Annotated in this window: 13 protein-coding genes and 1 pseudogene; 11 read left to right on the top strand and 3 right to left on the bottom strand. The window is 72.4% G+C overall.

The genetic code is table 11. The features are described from left to right. The 10 genes and pseudogenes from H5J33_RS08565 to H5J33_RS08520 all read left to right on the top strand — a co-directional run. Nucleotides 1–323: pseudogene (locus H5J33_RS08565) on the top strand (rRNA cytosine-C5-methyltransferase); the annotation flags it as partial. A 55-nt stretch (nt 324–378) separates the two neighbouring features. After that, nucleotides 379–1,065 carry a ribulose-phosphate 3-epimerase gene (gene rpe, locus H5J33_RS08560; protein ID WP_181794277.1) on the top strand — a complete coding sequence of 229 codons (687 nt, stop codon included), beginning with the start codon at nt 379–381 and terminating at the stop codon, nt 1,063–1,065. Nucleotides 1,066–1,155: 90 nt separating this feature from the next. Next, the gene (locus tag H5J33_RS08555; RefSeq protein ID WP_181794276.1) at nt 1,156–2,199 is read left to right on the top strand and encodes a sugar-binding transcriptional regulator; all 1,044 of its coding nucleotides are present in this window, start codon (nt 1,156–1,158) and stop codon (nt 2,197–2,199) included. A gap of 50 nt (nt 2,200–2,249) precedes the next feature. After that, nucleotides 2,250–2,654, top strand: a complete 405-nt coding sequence (locus H5J33_RS08550) for a ribonuclease domain-containing protein (protein ID WP_181794275.1) — start codon at nt 2,250–2,252, stop codon at nt 2,652–2,654. Then, the gene (locus H5J33_RS08545; protein ID WP_181794274.1) at nt 2,651–2,980 is read left to right on the top strand and encodes a barstar family protein; all 330 of its coding nucleotides are present in this window, start codon (nt 2,651–2,653) and stop codon (nt 2,978–2,980) included. The genes H5J33_RS08550 and H5J33_RS08545 overlap by 4 nt, the downstream gene beginning before the upstream one ends. A gap of 131 nt (nt 2,981–3,111) precedes the next feature. After that, the gene (locus H5J33_RS08540) at nt 3,112–4,554 is read left to right on the top strand and encodes a GuaB1 family IMP dehydrogenase-related protein (protein WP_181794273.1); all 1,443 of its coding nucleotides are present in this window, start codon (nt 3,112–3,114) and stop codon (nt 4,552–4,554) included. Nucleotides 4,555–4,919: 365 nt separating this feature from the next. Then, nucleotides 4,920–6,407 (top strand): amino acid permease, encoded by a 1,488-nt coding sequence (locus H5J33_RS08535; protein ID WP_181794272.1) that lies wholly within the window; start codon nt 4,920–4,922, stop codon nt 6,405–6,407. Between the two features lie 27 nt (nt 6,408–6,434). Beyond that, nucleotides 6,435–6,887, top strand: a complete 453-nt coding sequence (locus tag H5J33_RS08530; RefSeq protein ID WP_030620185.1) for an Lrp/AsnC family transcriptional regulator — start codon at nt 6,435–6,437, stop codon at nt 6,885–6,887. A gap of 254 nt (nt 6,888–7,141) precedes the next feature. Beyond that, nucleotides 7,142–7,930 carry a carbon-nitrogen hydrolase family protein gene (locus H5J33_RS08525; RefSeq protein ID WP_181794271.1) on the top strand — a complete coding sequence of 263 codons (789 nt, stop codon included), beginning with the start codon at nt 7,142–7,144 and terminating at the stop codon, nt 7,928–7,930. A gap of 85 nt (nt 7,931–8,015) precedes the next feature. Beyond that, nucleotides 8,016–9,713 carry an NAD(P)/FAD-dependent oxidoreductase gene (locus H5J33_RS08520; protein ID WP_181794270.1) on the top strand — a complete coding sequence of 566 codons (1,698 nt, stop codon included), beginning with the start codon at nt 8,016–8,018 and terminating at the stop codon, nt 9,711–9,713. An 84-nt stretch (nt 9,714–9,797) separates the two neighbouring features. Here the strand turns inward: H5J33_RS08520 and H5J33_RS08515 are convergent, their stop codons facing one another. The 3 genes from H5J33_RS08515 to H5J33_RS08505 all read right to left on the bottom strand — a co-directional run bounded on the left by H5J33_RS08515 (nt 9,798) and on the right by H5J33_RS08505 (nt 13,345). Further along, nucleotides 9,798–10,496, bottom strand: a complete 699-nt coding sequence (locus H5J33_RS08515; RefSeq protein WP_399552793.1) for a DUF5995 family protein — start codon at nt 10,494–10,496, stop codon at nt 9,798–9,800. A gap of 91 nt (nt 10,497–10,587) precedes the next feature. Continuing rightward, entirely contained in the window at nt 10,588–12,015 is a 1,428-nt protein-coding gene (locus H5J33_RS08510) for a uracil-xanthine permease family protein (protein ID WP_181794269.1), read from the bottom strand. A gap of 115 nt (nt 12,016–12,130) precedes the next feature. Next, the gene (locus tag H5J33_RS08505; RefSeq protein WP_181794268.1) at nt 12,131–13,345 is read right to left on the bottom strand and encodes an MFS transporter; all 1,215 of its coding nucleotides are present in this window, start codon (nt 13,343–13,345) and stop codon (nt 12,131–12,133) included. A gap of 135 nt (nt 13,346–13,480) precedes the next feature. Here H5J33_RS08505 and H5J33_RS08500 point away from each other — a divergent pair. Continuing rightward, a partial coding sequence (locus H5J33_RS08500) for an ROK family transcriptional regulator (RefSeq protein ID WP_258564963.1) occupies nt 13,481–14,398 on the top strand: 918 nt, incomplete at its 3' end.

Genomic DNA, 14,398 nt, shown 5'->3' with positions numbered 1-14,398 from the left:
GAGGCCGCCACCGCCTGGGACGACATCGAGCAGGCGACCACCTGGACACCTTCGCCCCGCTCCAGCGGGCCCTGCTGCGCACCGCCCTGGACTCGGTACGCGTCGGCGGCGTCGTCGGCTACGCCACCTGCTCCCCGCACCTGGCCGAGACCCGGGCGGTGGTGGCCGACGTCCTCAAGGAGCGCCCCGGCACCGACCTGATCGACGCCCGCCCCCTGCTGCCCGCCCTCCCCGGCCTCGGCGAGGGCCCCGACATCCAGCTGTGGCCCCACCTGCACGGCACGGACGCGATGTACCTGGCCCTGGTCCGCAGGACCGCGTAGCGCAGACGGCCCCGGGCCCGGCCCGCCCCTCCCGGCAGGGCATAGGCTTGGGGCCATGTCCGTGCAGATCAATCCCAGCATCCTGTCCGCCGACTTCGCCCGCCTCGCGGACGAGGCCGAGGCGGTCCGCGGCGCCGACTGGCTCCATGTCGACGTCATGGACAACCACTTCGTCCCGAACCTCACCCTCGGCGTGCCGGTGGTGGAGTCCCTGGCCCGGGCGACGGACACCCCGCTGGACTGCCATCTGATGATCGAGGACCCCGACCGGTGGGCCCCGCAGTACGTGGAGGCCGGGGCGTCGTCGGTCACCTTCCACGTGGAGGCGGCGGCCGCCCCGGTGCGGCTCGCCCGGGAGATCCGCGCCAAGGGCGCCCGCGCGTCCATGGCGCTGAAGCCCGCGACGCCCATCGAGCCGTTCGAGGACCTGCTGCCGGAACTCGACATGCTGCTGATCATGACGGTCGAGCCGGGCTTCGGCGGCCAGGCGTTCCTCGACATCATGCTGCCCAAGATCCGCCGCACCCGGGAGCTGATCAAGAAGCACGGTCTCGAGCTGTGGCTCCAGGTCGACGGCGGTGTGTCGGCCGCCACCATCGAGCGGTGCGCGGACGCGGGAGCGGACGTGTTCGTCGCCGGCTCGGCCGTGTACGGGGCGCAGGATCCGGCCGAGGCCGTGCGCGCGCTGCGCGCCCAGGCGGAGTCGGCCACCGCCAAGGCGTCCTGGGCATGCGACCACTGAGCCACGGCGAAGTGAACGGTTGAATGAAGGCCGCCCATCAGGGCGGATCAGTCGCCCCGAATCTGCGAGGATGAACGGCGAATCCAGAGTGTGAACAGCAGTGAGGAGATCGCCGTGTCGGGTATGTCGGCGGGCCGGTCAGCCATGCGGATGGGACCCGCTGAGCTGGTGCAGGCGGCGGCCATGGCCCGCCGCTTCTACCTCGAGGGCAAGTCCAAGATCCAGATCGCGGAGGAGTTCGGCGTCAGCCGCTTCAAGGTGGCCCGGGTCCTGGAGACCGCCCTCGAACGGGACCTCGTACGCATCGAGATCCGTGTGCCGGCCGAGCTGGACGCCGAGCGTTCCGACGCGCTCCGCGCCCGCTACGGCCTCAGGCACGCCGTCGTGGTCGAGTCCCCGGCCGAGGCGGAGGAGACCCCGGACCCCGAGAACCTCGGCGAGGTCGCCGCCGACCTGCTCGGCGAACTCGTCAACGAGGGCGACGTGCTCGGGCTGGCCTGGGGCCGGTCCACCATCCACATGGCGGCGGCGCTCGACCGGCTGCCGCCGTGCACGGTGGTGCAGCTGACGGGCGTGTACGACGCCGGGACCGCCGAGCGGGGCTCGGTGGAGGCCGTCCGCCGGGCCGCCCAGGTCTCCGGCGGCGACGCGCACCCCATCTACGCGCCGATGCTGCTGCCGGACGCGGCCACCGCGGCGGCGCTGCGCAACCAGACCGGGATCGCCCGGGCCTTCGAGTACTTCGACAAGGTCACGGTCGCCTGTGTCTCCATCGGCTCCTGGGAGCCGGGCATCTCGACCGTGCACGACATGCTCAGCGACGAGGAGCGCGCGCACTACGCCTCGCTCGGCGTCGCCGCCGAGATGTCCGCGCACCTCTTCGACGCCGAGGGGCGCCGGATCGGCCGGGACCTGGGGGAGCGGTGTATCACGGTCAAGGCCGACCAGCTGCGCCGCATCCCGGAGGTGGTGGCGATCGCGGGCGGGCAGCGCAAGGCCGCCGCGATCGACGCGGTGCTGCGCTCCGGGCTGGTCACCAGCCTCGTGACCGACACCTCGGCCGCCGACCACCTGCTGACGGCGGGCCAGGCACCCAAGCCCGCGCTGAGCCGCCAGGACCCCGACGGAATCTGACACCGGGCCCCCGGCGGGCCCGGGCGGGACGGCCGTGGCAGCATCGACGCATGCCGCCACGGTTCGTCCCCCGCGCCCTCGCCGGTCTGCTGGTCTGCCTCGCCGTCCTGCTGACGGGATGCTCCGGCGGCTCCCCGCCGGCCTCCCCGGCCCCGTCCGCCCCCGCCTGGGCGCACGGCATGGCCACGGTCCCCGCGTCCCGGCTGCCCGCCGAGGCCCGCCGGACCCTGGCCCTGATCGACCGGGGCGGACCCTTCCCCTACGCCCAGGACGGGGCCGTCTTCGGGAACTTCGAGGGGCACCTGCCGAAACACCGGCGCGGCTACTACCACGAGTACACCGTGAAGACCCCCGGCTCCCGCGACCGCGGCGCCCGCCGCCTGGTCACCGGGCGGGGCGGGGAGATCTACTACACCGACGACCACTACGACTCGTTCCGGGCGGTACTGAGATGAGCCAAGACCCGGCCGGCCCGCTCGTGGCCGTGCTCGACCTCGACGGCGTCACGGACAAGGCGGGCCTGATGGACCGCACCGTCCGGGCCCTGGCGCTGCCCGACTGGTTCGGCCGCAACTGGGACGCGCTGGCCGACTCCCTGTCCGACCACACGGTCTGGCCCGAGGGCGCCGTGGAACGCGGGCTGCTGATCGTCGTACGGGGCTGGCGGCCGTACGCCGGGGCCCGGCCCGAGGAGTGGCGGACCGCCGAGGAGGTCCTCACCGAGGCCGCGGACCGGACCCCCCACCTCACCGTCGCCCTCGCCCTTGGAGGAACCTCCTAGCCGCCCGGCCGCGACCCTGGATGTTCTGTCAGGGCGGACGGAGGGCCCGCCATGGGAGAATGAAGTACGTGCTCTTTCCCCCTGGCACACCTGTCAGGGGGTCACCTCTGATCGACTGGGATGTGCAGCACGTGCGTTTCCTCAATGACATCCAGCCCGCGTACGACCTGACGTACGACGACGTGTTCATGGTGCCGCGCCGCTCCGCGGTGGGATCGCGTCAGGGCGTGGACCTCGCCTCGCCGGACGGGACGGGCACCACCATCCCGCTCGTCGTCGCGAACATGACCGCCATCGCCGGCCGCCGCATGGCCGAGACGGTGGCCCGCCGCGGCGGGCTCGTGGTCATCCCGCAGGACATCCCGATCGATGTCGTCACCGAAGTGATCTCCTGGGTGAAGAGCCGGCACCTGGTGCTGGACACCCCGATCGTGCTGGCCCCGCACCAGACCGTCGCCGACGCCCTGGCGCTGCTGCCCAAGCGCGCGCACAACGCCGGCGTGGTCGTGGACGAGAACCACCGGCCCGTCGGTGTCGTCACCGACGCCGACCTGACCGGCGTCGACCGCTTCACCCAGCTCGAAGTCGTCATGTCCAAGGACCTGCTCCTGCTGGACGCCGACATCGACCCGCGCGAGGCCTTCAACACCCTCGACCACCACAACCGCCGCTACGCCCCGGCCGTCGACAAGGACGGCAGGCTCGCCGGCATCCTCACCCGCAAGGGCGCCCTGCGCGCCACGCTGTACACCCCGGCCGTGGACGCCGACGGCAAGCTGCGGATCGCCGCCGCCGTCGGCATCAACGGCGACGTGGCGGGCAAGGCCAAGCAGCTGCTCGACGCGGGCGTGGACACGCTCGTCATCGACACCGCGCACGGCCACCAGGAGTCGATGATCAGCGCCGTCCAGGTGGTGCGCGCCCTCGACCCGAAGGTGCCGATCGTCGCGGGCAACATCGTCTCCGCCGAGGGTGTGAAGGACCTGATCGACGCGGGCGCCGACATCATCAAGGTCGGTGTCGGCCCGGGCGCCATGTGCACCACCCGCATGATGACCGGCGTGGGCCGCCCGCAGTTCTCCGCCGTCCTGGAGTGCGCCGCCGAGGCGAAGAAGTACGGCAAGCACGTGTGGGCCGACGGCGGTGTCCGCCACCCGCGCGACGTCGCCATGGCCCTCGCGGCCGGCGCGTCCAACGTGATGATCGGCTCCTGGTTCGCCGGCACCTACGAGTCGCCGGGCGACCTCCAGCACGACGCCCAGGGCCGTGCCTACAAGGAGTCCTTCGGCATGGCCTCCGCGCGTGCCGTGCGCAACCGCACCTCGGAGGAGTCGGCCTACGACCGGGCCCGCAAGGCGCTGTTCGAGGAGGGCATCTCGACCTCCCGGATGTTCCTCGACCCGGCCCGTCCGGGCGTCGAGGACCTGATCGACTCGATCATCGCGGGTGTCCGCTCCTCCTGCACCTACGCCGGTGCCGGCTCGCTGGAGGAGTTCGCCGAGAAGGCGATCGTCGGCGTCCAGAGCGCGGCCGGCTACGCCGAGGGCAAGCCGCTGCACGCCAGCTGGAGCTGACCCGCTCCCCTCCGCGTCCGCACGACGGCCCCCGTCGTTCCCCACCCGGGAACGGCGGGGGCCGTCGCCGTCTCGGCCGACCTGGGCAGAGGCGCTCTCCGGAGCCGTCGCGCAACGGTCGAAAGCCCGTGCGCAACGATTTGTCATCCGGGCCGGATGAACGCAATGATTCTGCGGGGATGCGCAAGGTTGCTGCATTACGCCCGTGAAGGCCCGCCTCATAGGGTGCTGCGCTAGTACGTGCGTGGCGGGGACCCCGCTCGGTGGGTTCCTGCCCTCGCAGGCCCACCGGTCCCCGTCCACGAGGGCCGGCTCTCCTGCCGGTCCGCGTCCGCACCACACCGGCAGCGATAAGGAGCCAGCGCGTGCTCGACCAAGGCGCACCCCCGCAGAACCAGATACCGGCCGCCCCCGCGTCCCCGGGCGTCGCCGCGCGCCTGATGCGACGCAAGCCGGTGGAACGCCTGGTCGCGGAGGGCGGCCACGGCGAGGGAGGACAGCTGCGGCGCTCCCTCGGGCTGTGGCAGCTGACCATGATCAGCATCGGTGCCACCCTCGGCACCGGCATCTTCGTCGTCCTCGGCGACGCCGTCCCCGAGGCCGGCCCCGCGATCACCCTGTCCTTCGTGATCGCCGGCCTCACCGCGCTGTTCTCGGCCCTGTCCTACGCCGAGCTGGCGGGCAGCATCCCGGTCGCCGGCTCCTCCTACTCGTACGCATACGCAACGCTGGGCGAGCTGGTCGCCTGGGTCTGCGGCTGGTGCCTGATCCTGGAGTACGGCGTCTCGGTGGCCGCCGTCGCCGTCGGCTGGGGCGAGTACCTGAACCAGCTGCTGGACGGCACCATCGGCGTCACCATCCCCAACGTGCTGTCCTCGGCCCCCGGCGAGGGCGGTGTCATCAACCTGCCCGCGCTGATCGTCGTCCTGCTGGCGATGGTCTTCCTGCTCGGCGGCGCCCGCGAGTCCGCCCGCGCCAACACGGTCATGGTGTGCGTGAAGATCGTCGCCCTCGTGCTGTTCTGCGCGGTCGGCATCACGGGCTTCAAGTCCGGCAACTACGCCGACTTCATGCCGCTGGGCATGAGCGGCGTCAGCGCCGCCGGTGCCACGCTGTTCTTCTCGTACATCGGCTTCGACGCCGCCTCCACCGCCGGTGAGGAGGCCAAGGACCCCAAGCGGGACCTGCCCCGGGCGATCATGCTGTCGCTGATCATCGTCACCGCGCTGTACGTGCTCGTCGCCGGTGTCGCCGTCGGCGCCTGGAACTGGAAGAAGTTCGACGGCTCGGAGGCCTCCCTCGCCGCGATCATGAACGACGTCAGCGGCCAGACCTTCTGGGGCACGATGCTGGCGCTCGGCGCGGTCATCTCCATCGCGAGCGTGGTGCTCACCGTGCTCTACGGCCAGACCCGCATCCTCTTCGCGATGTCCCGCGACGGCCTGGTGCCCAAGGCGCTCGGCAAGGTCCACCGCAAGACCGGCGCCCCCCGCCTCAACACGGTGATCGTCTCCCTGTTCTGCGGTGCGCTCGCCGCCCTCATCCCGCTGGGCAAGCTCGTCGACGCCACCAGCATCGGCACCCTGTTCGCCTTCGGTCTGGTCAACATCGCGGTCATCGTGCTGCGCTACAAGCGGCCCAACCTGGAGCGGACCTTCAAGGTGCCGTTCGGGCCGCTGCTGCCGGTGCTGGGCTTCCTGTTCTGCGCGTACAACATGTTCAGCCTCGACACCGTGACCTGGGTCGTCTTCGGATGCTGGATGGCCGCCGGGCTCGTGTTCTACTTCCTGTACGGCTATCGCCGTTCCCGTCTCGCGACCGACGACGACCTCGCGGTGACGGCAGTGAAGTGACCGAACCGAAGAAGTGAACGACCCCCTGTGCTGAACGATCTCGACGAACGCATCGTGCACGCCCTCGCCGAGGACGCCCGCCGCTCCTACGCGGACATCGGGCAGCTGATCGGCCTGTCCGCGCCCGCGGTGAAGCGGCGCGTGGACCGGTTGCGGGCCACCGGAGCCATCACCGGGTTCACCGTCCGGGTGGACCCGGCGGCGCTCGGCTGGGAGACCGAGGGGTACATCGAGATCTACTGCCGGAGCAACACCTCCCCGGAGACCATCCAGCGGGGTCTGGAGCGGTACCAGGAGGTCGTGGCCGCGTCGACCGTCACCGGCGACGCGGACGCGATCGCCCAGGTCTTCGCCTCCGACATGCGGCACTTCGAGCGGGTCCTGGAGCGGATCGCGGGCGAGCCGTTCGTGGAACGCACCAAGTCCGTCCTGGTCCTGTCCCCCCTGCTGCGCCGCTTCTCCTCGGGGGCACCGGGTTAGGAGCGGACGGCCGCCCGGGGCGCCTCGTCGTCGCCGGGTGCGTGGCCCATACGGCCCGCACCCGGCGTACGACAGGGCGCCCCGACTGCTTTTCCGGGGACACCCGCCGGCCCGCGCAACGAATCGCCGCCGAACCCCGTTCTCGTGCAACGAACTGCGCACGCGCGCGCAACGGCTCCTTCTTGTCCGGCCGAGCGCGCCGCCCGTACCGTCTTCCTGAACCCCGACCCCCTTCGTTCCGGTGAGGATGACGCATGCGCACCGCCCTGCTCCAGAGCTCCGGCCGTCCCGGCTCGGTCGCCGAGAACCTCAAGGTCCTCGACGAGGCCGCGGGCCGCGCCGCCGCCGCGGGCGCCGGGCTGCTGGCCGCGCCGGAGATGTTCCTCACCGGGTACGCGATCGGCGACGACATCGCCCGCCTCGCCGAGCCCGCCGACGGCGAATCCGCCGACGCGGTCGCCGAGATCGCCACCCGGCACGGCCTGGCCCTCGTCTACGGCTACCCGGAGCGCGACGGCGACACCGTCTTCAACTCCGCCCAGCTGATCGGTGCCGACGGCACCCGGCTCGCCAACTACCGCAAGACCCACCTCTTCGGCTGCTTCGAGCGCGACCACTTCACGCCGGGCGAGCGGCAGGTCGTCCAGGCCGAGCTGAACGGCCTCACCGTGGGCCTGCTGATCTGCTACGACGTCGAGTTCCCGGAGAACGTCCGCGCCCACGCCCTGGCCGGCACCGACCTCCTCGTCGTACCGACCGCGCAGATGCACCCCTTCCAGTTCGTCGCCGAGTCGATGATCCCGGTGCGCGCCTTCGAGAACCAGATGTACGTCGCCTACGTCAACCGGGTCGGTGCGGAAGGGGAGTTCGAGTTCGTCGGCCTCTCCGTCCTCGCCGGTCCCGACGGCGTCGCCCGCACCCGTGCCGGCCGCGCCGAGCAGCTGGTGGTCGCCGACGCCGACCCCGCCTTCCTGGCCGCCTCCCGGGAGAACAACCCGTACCTGGCGGACCGCCGCCCCGGTCTGTACGGGTCCCTGGTCTGAGCCGCGGACCAGCCGCGAAGGAAAGCTGCGCGCGAGCGGCCGCGACAGCCTCACCCCGTTCCACCACGCAAGGAGTCCGTACCCCATGACGTCCACGGTGCCCAACGCCGTCGAGCACACCGACGAGCAGCAGCCGCCGATCACCATGTTCGGCCCGGACTTCCCCTACGCCTACGACGACTTCCTCGCCCACCCGGCGGGCCTCGGCCAGGTCCCGGCGACCGAGCACGGCACCGAGGTCGCGGTCATCGGCGGCGGCCTGTCCGGCATCGTCGCCGCCTACGAGCTGATGAAGATGGGCCTCAAGCCCGTCGTCTACGAGGCCGACCAGATCGGCGGCCGGCTCCGCACGGTCGGCTTCGAGGGCTGCGACGACTCGCTGACCGCCGAGATGGGCGCCATGCGCTTCCCGCCGTCCTCCACCGCCCTCCAGCACTACATCGACCTGGTCGGGCTGGAGACCAGGCCCTTCCCGAACCCGCTGGCCGAGGCCACCCCCTCGACCGTGGTCGACCTCAAGGGCGAGTCGCACTACGCCGTCACCATCGACGACCTGCCCCAGGTGTACCGGGACGTCGCCGAGGCCTGGAACAAGTGCCTGGAGGAGGGCGCCGACTTCTCCGACATGAACCGGGCGATGCGCGAGCGGGACGTGCCGCGCATCCGGGAGATCTGGGCGAAGCTGGTCGAGAAGCTCGACAACCAGACCTTCTACGGCTTCCTGTGCGACTCCGAGGCGTTCAAGTCCTTCCGGCACCGGGAGATCTTCGGCCAGGTCGGCTTCGGCACCGGCGGCTGGGACACCGACTTCCCGAACTCCATCCTGGAGATCCTGCGCGTCGTCTACACCGAGGCCGACGACCACCACCGCGGCATCGTCGGCGGCTCCCAGCAGCTGCCGCTGCGCCTGTGGGAGCGCGCGCCGGAGAAGATCGTGCACTGGCCGCACGGCACCTCGCTGAAGACCCTGCACGTGGACGGCGAGCCGCGTCCGGCCGTGACCCGGCTGCACCGCACCGCGGGCAACGGGATCACCGTGACGGACGCGAACGGCGACATCCGCACCTACCGGGCGGCGATCTTCACCGCCCAGTCCTGGATGCTGCTGTCCAAGATCGCCTGCGACGACTCGCTGTTCCCGATCGACCACTGGACCGCGATCGAGCGCACCCACTACATGGAGTCCAGCAAGCTCTTCGTGCCGGTGGACCGGCCGTTCTGGCTGGACAAGGACGAGGAGACCGGCCGGGACGTCATGTCGATGACGCTCACCGACCGCATGACCCGCGGCACCTACCTGCTCGACAACGGCCCCGGCAAGCCCGCCGTGATCTGCCTGTCGTACACCTGGTGCGACGACAGCCTGAAGTGGCTGCCGCTGTCCGCGAACGAGCGGATGGAGGTCATGCTGAAGTCGCTCGGCGAGATCTACCCGAAGGTCGACATCCGCAAGCACATCATCGGCAACCCGGTGACGGTCTCCTGGGAGAACGAGCCCTACTTCATGGGCGCGTTCAAGGCCAACCTGCCGGGCCACTACCGCTACCAGCGGCGCCTGTTCACCCACTTCATGCAGGACCGGCTGCCCGAGGACAAGCGGGGCATCTTCCTCGCCGGCGACGACATCTCCTGGACGGCCGGCTGGGCCGAGGGCGCCGTGCAGACCGCGCTGAACGCGGTGTGGGGCGTGATGCACCACTTCGGCGGCACGACCGACCCGTCGAACCCGGGCCCGGGTGACGTCTACGACGAGATCGCCCCGGTGGAGCTTCCCGAGGACTGACCCGGGAGACGGACCGAGGCGCGGGCGGCCGGACCCGGATTCCGGCCGCCCGCGCCTTCGCCAACCCCCGGCCCGCGGCCGCGTTCAGCGGGGCAGCGGGGTCAGCAGCATCCGGCCCGCGAACCCGACCGCCGCGTCCAGCCGCTCGGTGAACTCCTCGGCGATCTGGGCGCAGTGCCGCAGCGCCCACAGGGCGCGGGCCGCCGCCCAGGCCGCGTCCCGGGCCCGGTCCAGGCTCCACGAGCCCAGCAGATGGGTGAGCGGGTCGGCGAGCTGGAGCAGATCCGGGCCCGGCATCAGATCCTCGCGGACGCGTTCCTCCAGCGCCACGAGCAGCTCGCCCACCCGGTCGAACTCGTCCTCCAGATCAGCCGGTTCGCAGCCGAGCGCCCGGCAGGTGTCGACCACCGCCAGGGGCAGGTCGTGCCCGATGTGCGCGTTGACGCCGGCCAGGGCGAACTGGAGCGGCCGTACCCCGGGGTGGCGGCGCAGCTGGAACAGCGGCCGCCAGCAGGCGGGCGGGCGGCGGTCCCCGTCGGCCGCCTCGACCGCCGCCAGATAGCGCTCGGCGAACCGCACGTCCAGGGTGCCCGCCGCCCATGGGTCCGGGAACTCGCCCGCGGTCAGCCGCCGGCCGACCTCCTCGGTGACGGTGAGGTAGACGCGGTTGAACACGGCGACGCCGTCCCACGCGGGCAGGATCGTCTCCAGTGCGCGCATCCGGGCCACGACGGCGTCGACGGAGGTGGTGGGTGCCGCGGGCCGCGCCATGGGGGAAGCCATGGCGGAAGGGTCCCAGCCCGGTGCCGGCCGGCGTGCCGACCGGCCCGGTGCTTCCCCGGAACGGGGGAACGGCGCGGCGCGGGAGCGCCGGTCAGGGCTTGGCGTGCGGCGCCCGGGTGTCCGCCTGCGAGCCGGTCTCCGCGTCCGCCTCCGTGTCGTACGTCGACGTGCCCTCGTCCAGCAGGGGCTCCTGCGTCTTCAGGTGGGCCGGGGCGAAGGCGCGCAGGGCGTGGTAGCCGGTGATGACGACCAGGGTGCCGAGGGCGATGCCGCTGAGCGAGAAGGTGTCGGTGAACTTCATGGAGACGTTGCCGACGCCGATGATGATGCCCGCGGCGGCCGGGACCAGGTTCAGCGGGTTGCGCAGGTCCACCTTGGCGTTGATCCAGATCTGGGCGCCGAGCAGGCCGATCATGCCGTAGAGGATGACGGTGATGCCGCCGAGCACCCCGCCCGGGATGGCCGCCACGATCGCGCCGAACTTCGGGCAGACGCCGAAGAGCAGGGCGAAGCCGGCGGCGGCCCAGTAGGCGGCGGTGGAGTAGACGCGGGTCGCGGCCATCACGCCGATGTTCTCCGAGTAGGTGGTGTTCGGCGGGCCGCCGACGGCGGTGGAGAGCACCGAGGCGACACCGTCGGCGGAGATCGCCGTGCCGAGCTTGTCGTCCAGCGGGTCGCCGGTCATCTCGCCGACCGCCTTGACATGGCCCGCGTTCTCCGCGACCAGGGCGATGACCACGGGCAGGGCGACCAGGACGGCCGACCACTGGAAGGACGGCCCGTGCAGGTGGGGCAGCCCGATCCAGTCGGCGTGGGAGACGGCGGAGAGGTCCAGGCGCCAGTGGTCGGTTACCTTGCCGCTCGGGCTCACGGAGTGGATCCTGCCGAAGATCCGGTCGAAGGCCCAGGAGATGCCGTAGCCGAAGACCAGACCCAGGAAGATGGCGATGCGCGACCAGAAACCGCGCAGGCACACGACCGCCAGCCCGGTGAAGAGCATCACCAGCAGGGCGGTCCACTGGTCCTGCGGCCAGTAGGTGGACGCGGTGACCGGGGCCAGGTTGAAGCCGATCAGCATGACGACGGCACCGGTCACGATCGGCGGCATGGCGGCGTGGATGATCCGCGCGCCGAACCGCTGCACGGCCAGGCCCACCAGGAACAGCACCGCGCCGACGACGAGCACCGCGCCGGTCACGGTCGCGCTGGTGCCGCCCTGGGCGCGGATGACGGCGGCCACGCCCACGAACGACAGGGAGCAGCCGAGGTAGCTCGGCACCCGGCCGCGGGTGGCGAGCAGGAAGATCACGGTGGCCACGCCCGACATCATGATCGCCAGGTTGGGGTCCAGGCCCATGAGTACGGGGGCGACGAAGGAGGCGCCGAACATCGCGACCACGTGCTGGGCGCCCAGGCCCACGGTGCGGGGCCAGGACAGCCGTTCGTCGGGGCGTACCACCGCTCCGGGAGCGGGCGTGCGCCCGTCACCGTGCAGTTTCCAGCGCACGCCGAGGTCCATGGTGGGGTTTCGCTTTCTTACGTACATGAGGACGGTCCGAACCATTGTGCGGGTAAGCGGCGGTTCTCCGCCCATGCGGCCGGGTACGTGAACCCGGTTCACACACCCGATCGCGTCAGGACCGCGGGCTCGGCGCCGCGGCGGTCGGCGCATCCGCCCGCGCGCGGTCCCCGCGTTCGGCGGAGCGCAGGACGCCCGAGAACACGGCGAGACCGCAGGCCAGCGCCGTCACCACACAGAAGGACACCATCAGGCTGGTCGCCTGGGCGACCCCGCCGATCAGGCTCGGCGCGATCAGCCCGGAGGTGTAGGTGACGGTCGCCACGCCCGCGATGGCCTGGCTCGGGTGGGGCCCGGCGTGTCCGGCGGCCGCGAAGCACAGCGGGACGACCACCGCGATGCCGAGCCCCATCAGCGCGAACCCGGTCATCGCCGGTGCCGGGTGCCGCGCGAACACGATCAGCAGCCCGCCCAGCACGGCCAGCACCCCGCCGGCCCGCACCGTGCGCACCGCGCCGAAGCGGTTGACCACCGCGTCCCCGGCGATCCGGGCCACGGCCATGGTCAGCATGGAGCCGGTCGTGGCGGACGCGGCGAGCCCGGCGGAGCTGTCCAGCCGGTCCCGCAGGAACACCGCCGACCAGTCCAGGGTCGCGCCCTCGGCGAACACCGCGCAGAACCCGACCGCGCCGATCAGCAGGGCCGAGCGCGGCGGCAGCGCGAACCGCGGCGGCGGCTCCTCGTCCTCGCCGGGCTGGACGTCCAGCACCCAGGCGCAGACCGCGCAGCCGAGCACGGTGAGGACGGCCGAGGCCAGCGCGAAGTGCACCCGCGCGTCCGCCCCGAGATGCGCGGCCAGGGTGCCGGCCGCCGAGCCGGTCAGGGCACCCGCGCTCCACATGCCGTGCAGCCCGGACATCACCGACCTGCCGAGGAGCCGCTCGACCTCCACGCCGAGCGCGTTCATCGCGACGTCGGACATGCCCGAGGAGGCGCCGTAGGCGAACAGCGCCAGGCACAGGGTGACCAGGTTCGGCGCGAGGGACGGCAGCACCAGGGCCAGCGTCCACATCGCCAGCAGCCCGCGCAGGGCCGTACGGCTGCCGAAGCGGTGGGTGACCCGGCCCGCCAGCGGCATCGCGCACGCCGCGCCGAACGCGGTGAAGGCCAGCGCGAACCCCAGTTGGCCGGCGCTCAGCCCGGCGTGCTCCTGGATCCAGGGCACCCGCGTGGCGAACGACCCGGTCACCGAGCCGTGCACGGCGAACACGGCCGCCACGGCGTACCGGGCGCGCCGGACCTCGTCACCTGCCGGGCTCATGTCACCCATGTTCCTGTCCCTCCCCGGCCGACCCTCGCGGCGACCCGGCGCGTAAATTATCAGGAACCCTGCCTGATAGATAGGGCGTCGGCCGTGCGCGGCGTACGGCCGTCCGGTCCGCAGCGATCTGGGAGGATCCCCGACATGCCCGCATCACCCAGCACCGCCCGGGCCCTCAACGACCGGCTGGCCCTGCGGCTGCTGCAGCAGGAAGGCCCGCTGACGGCGGGACAGCTGAAGCAGCTGACCGGCCTGTCCCGGCCGACCGTCGCCGACCTGGTGGACCGGCTCACGGTCGCCGGCCTGATCACGGTGGTCGGCGAGTCCGGCGAGCAGCGCCGGGGCCCCAACGCCCGCCTCTACGGCATCGTGGCCGGCCGCGCCCACCTCGCCGCGCTCGACGTGCGCACCGAAGGCGTCCTCGTCCTGGTCTCCGACCTGCTCGGACGGGTGCTCGCCGAGGCGTCCGCGCCGATCGGCGGGGACATGGGGACCGGGCCCGCGGTGGAGCAGGCGGTGGCCGCGGTGGAGCGGGCCGTGAAGGAGGGCGGCGCGGACCGGCTGCACACGGTCGGCATCGGGGCGCCGGGACTGATCGACCCGGCCACCGGCGACCTCAGGGATTCCGCCGGGCTGCCCGCCTGGCACCGCAGCCTGGTCGCGGCCCTCCAGGACCGGCTGCCCGGCGCCCGGGTGACCGTCGAGAACGAGACCAACCTGGCCGCCCTGGCCGAGCAGCGCGAGGGCGCCGCGCGCGACCGGGACACCTTCGTCCTGCTCTGGCTGGGGCACGGCGTCGGTGCCGCCGTCGTCCTGGACGGCACCCTGCGCCGCGGCGCCTCCGGCGGCACCGGCGAGATCGGCTTCCTGCCGGTACCGGGCACGAGCGCGCTGCCCTCGGCGACCGACTGCGGCGGCGGCTTCCACTCGCTGGCCGGGGCGGCGGCGGTCGTCTCGCTGGCCGCCGAGTGCGGAGTGCCGGCGGACGGGGCGGCGGGCGGGGCGGGCGCGGCACCGCTCGTGCGCGGTGCGGCGGACGGGCCGGAGGCGGCGCGGGTGGTG

This window comes from Streptomyces sp. WELS2, from assembly GCF_013870595.1.
Lineage (GTDB): Bacteria > Actinomycetota > Actinomycetes > Streptomycetales > Streptomycetaceae > Streptomyces.
Note: the sequence above shows the minus strand (reverse complement) of the source record. Positions and strands in the feature narration are given on the sequence as shown.

What these genes read in the sequence shown, in the direction of transcription:
- rpe (WP_181794277.1), top strand. Translation starts at nt 379, where the DNA reads ATGTCCGTGCAGATCAATCCCAGCATCCTGTCCGCCGACTTCGCCCGC.
- H5J33_RS08550 (WP_181794275.1), top strand. Translation starts at nt 2,250, where the DNA reads ATGCCGCCACGGTTCGTCCCCCGCGCCCTCGCCGGTCTGCTGGTCTGC.
- H5J33_RS08545 (WP_181794274.1), top strand. Translation starts at nt 2,651, where the DNA reads ATGAGCCAAGACCCGGCCGGCCCGCTCGTGGCCGTGCTCGACCTCGAC.
- H5J33_RS08525 (WP_181794271.1), top strand. Translation starts at nt 7,142, where the DNA reads ATGCGCACCGCCCTGCTCCAGAGCTCCGGCCGTCCCGGCTCGGTCGCC.
- H5J33_RS08520 (WP_181794270.1), top strand. Translation starts at nt 8,016, where the DNA reads ATGACGTCCACGGTGCCCAACGCCGTCGAGCACACCGACGAGCAGCAG.
- H5J33_RS08515 (WP_399552793.1), bottom strand. Translation starts at nt 10,496, where the DNA reads ATGGCTTCCCCCATGGCGCGGCCCGCGGCACCCACCACCTCCGTCGAC.
- H5J33_RS08510 (WP_181794269.1), bottom strand. Translation starts at nt 12,015, where the DNA reads ATGGACCTCGGCGTGCGCTGGAAACTGCACGGTGACGGGCGCACGCCC.
- H5J33_RS08505 (WP_181794268.1), bottom strand. Translation starts at nt 13,345, where the DNA reads ATGGGTGACATGAGCCCGGCAGGTGACGAGGTCCGGCGCGCCCGGTAC.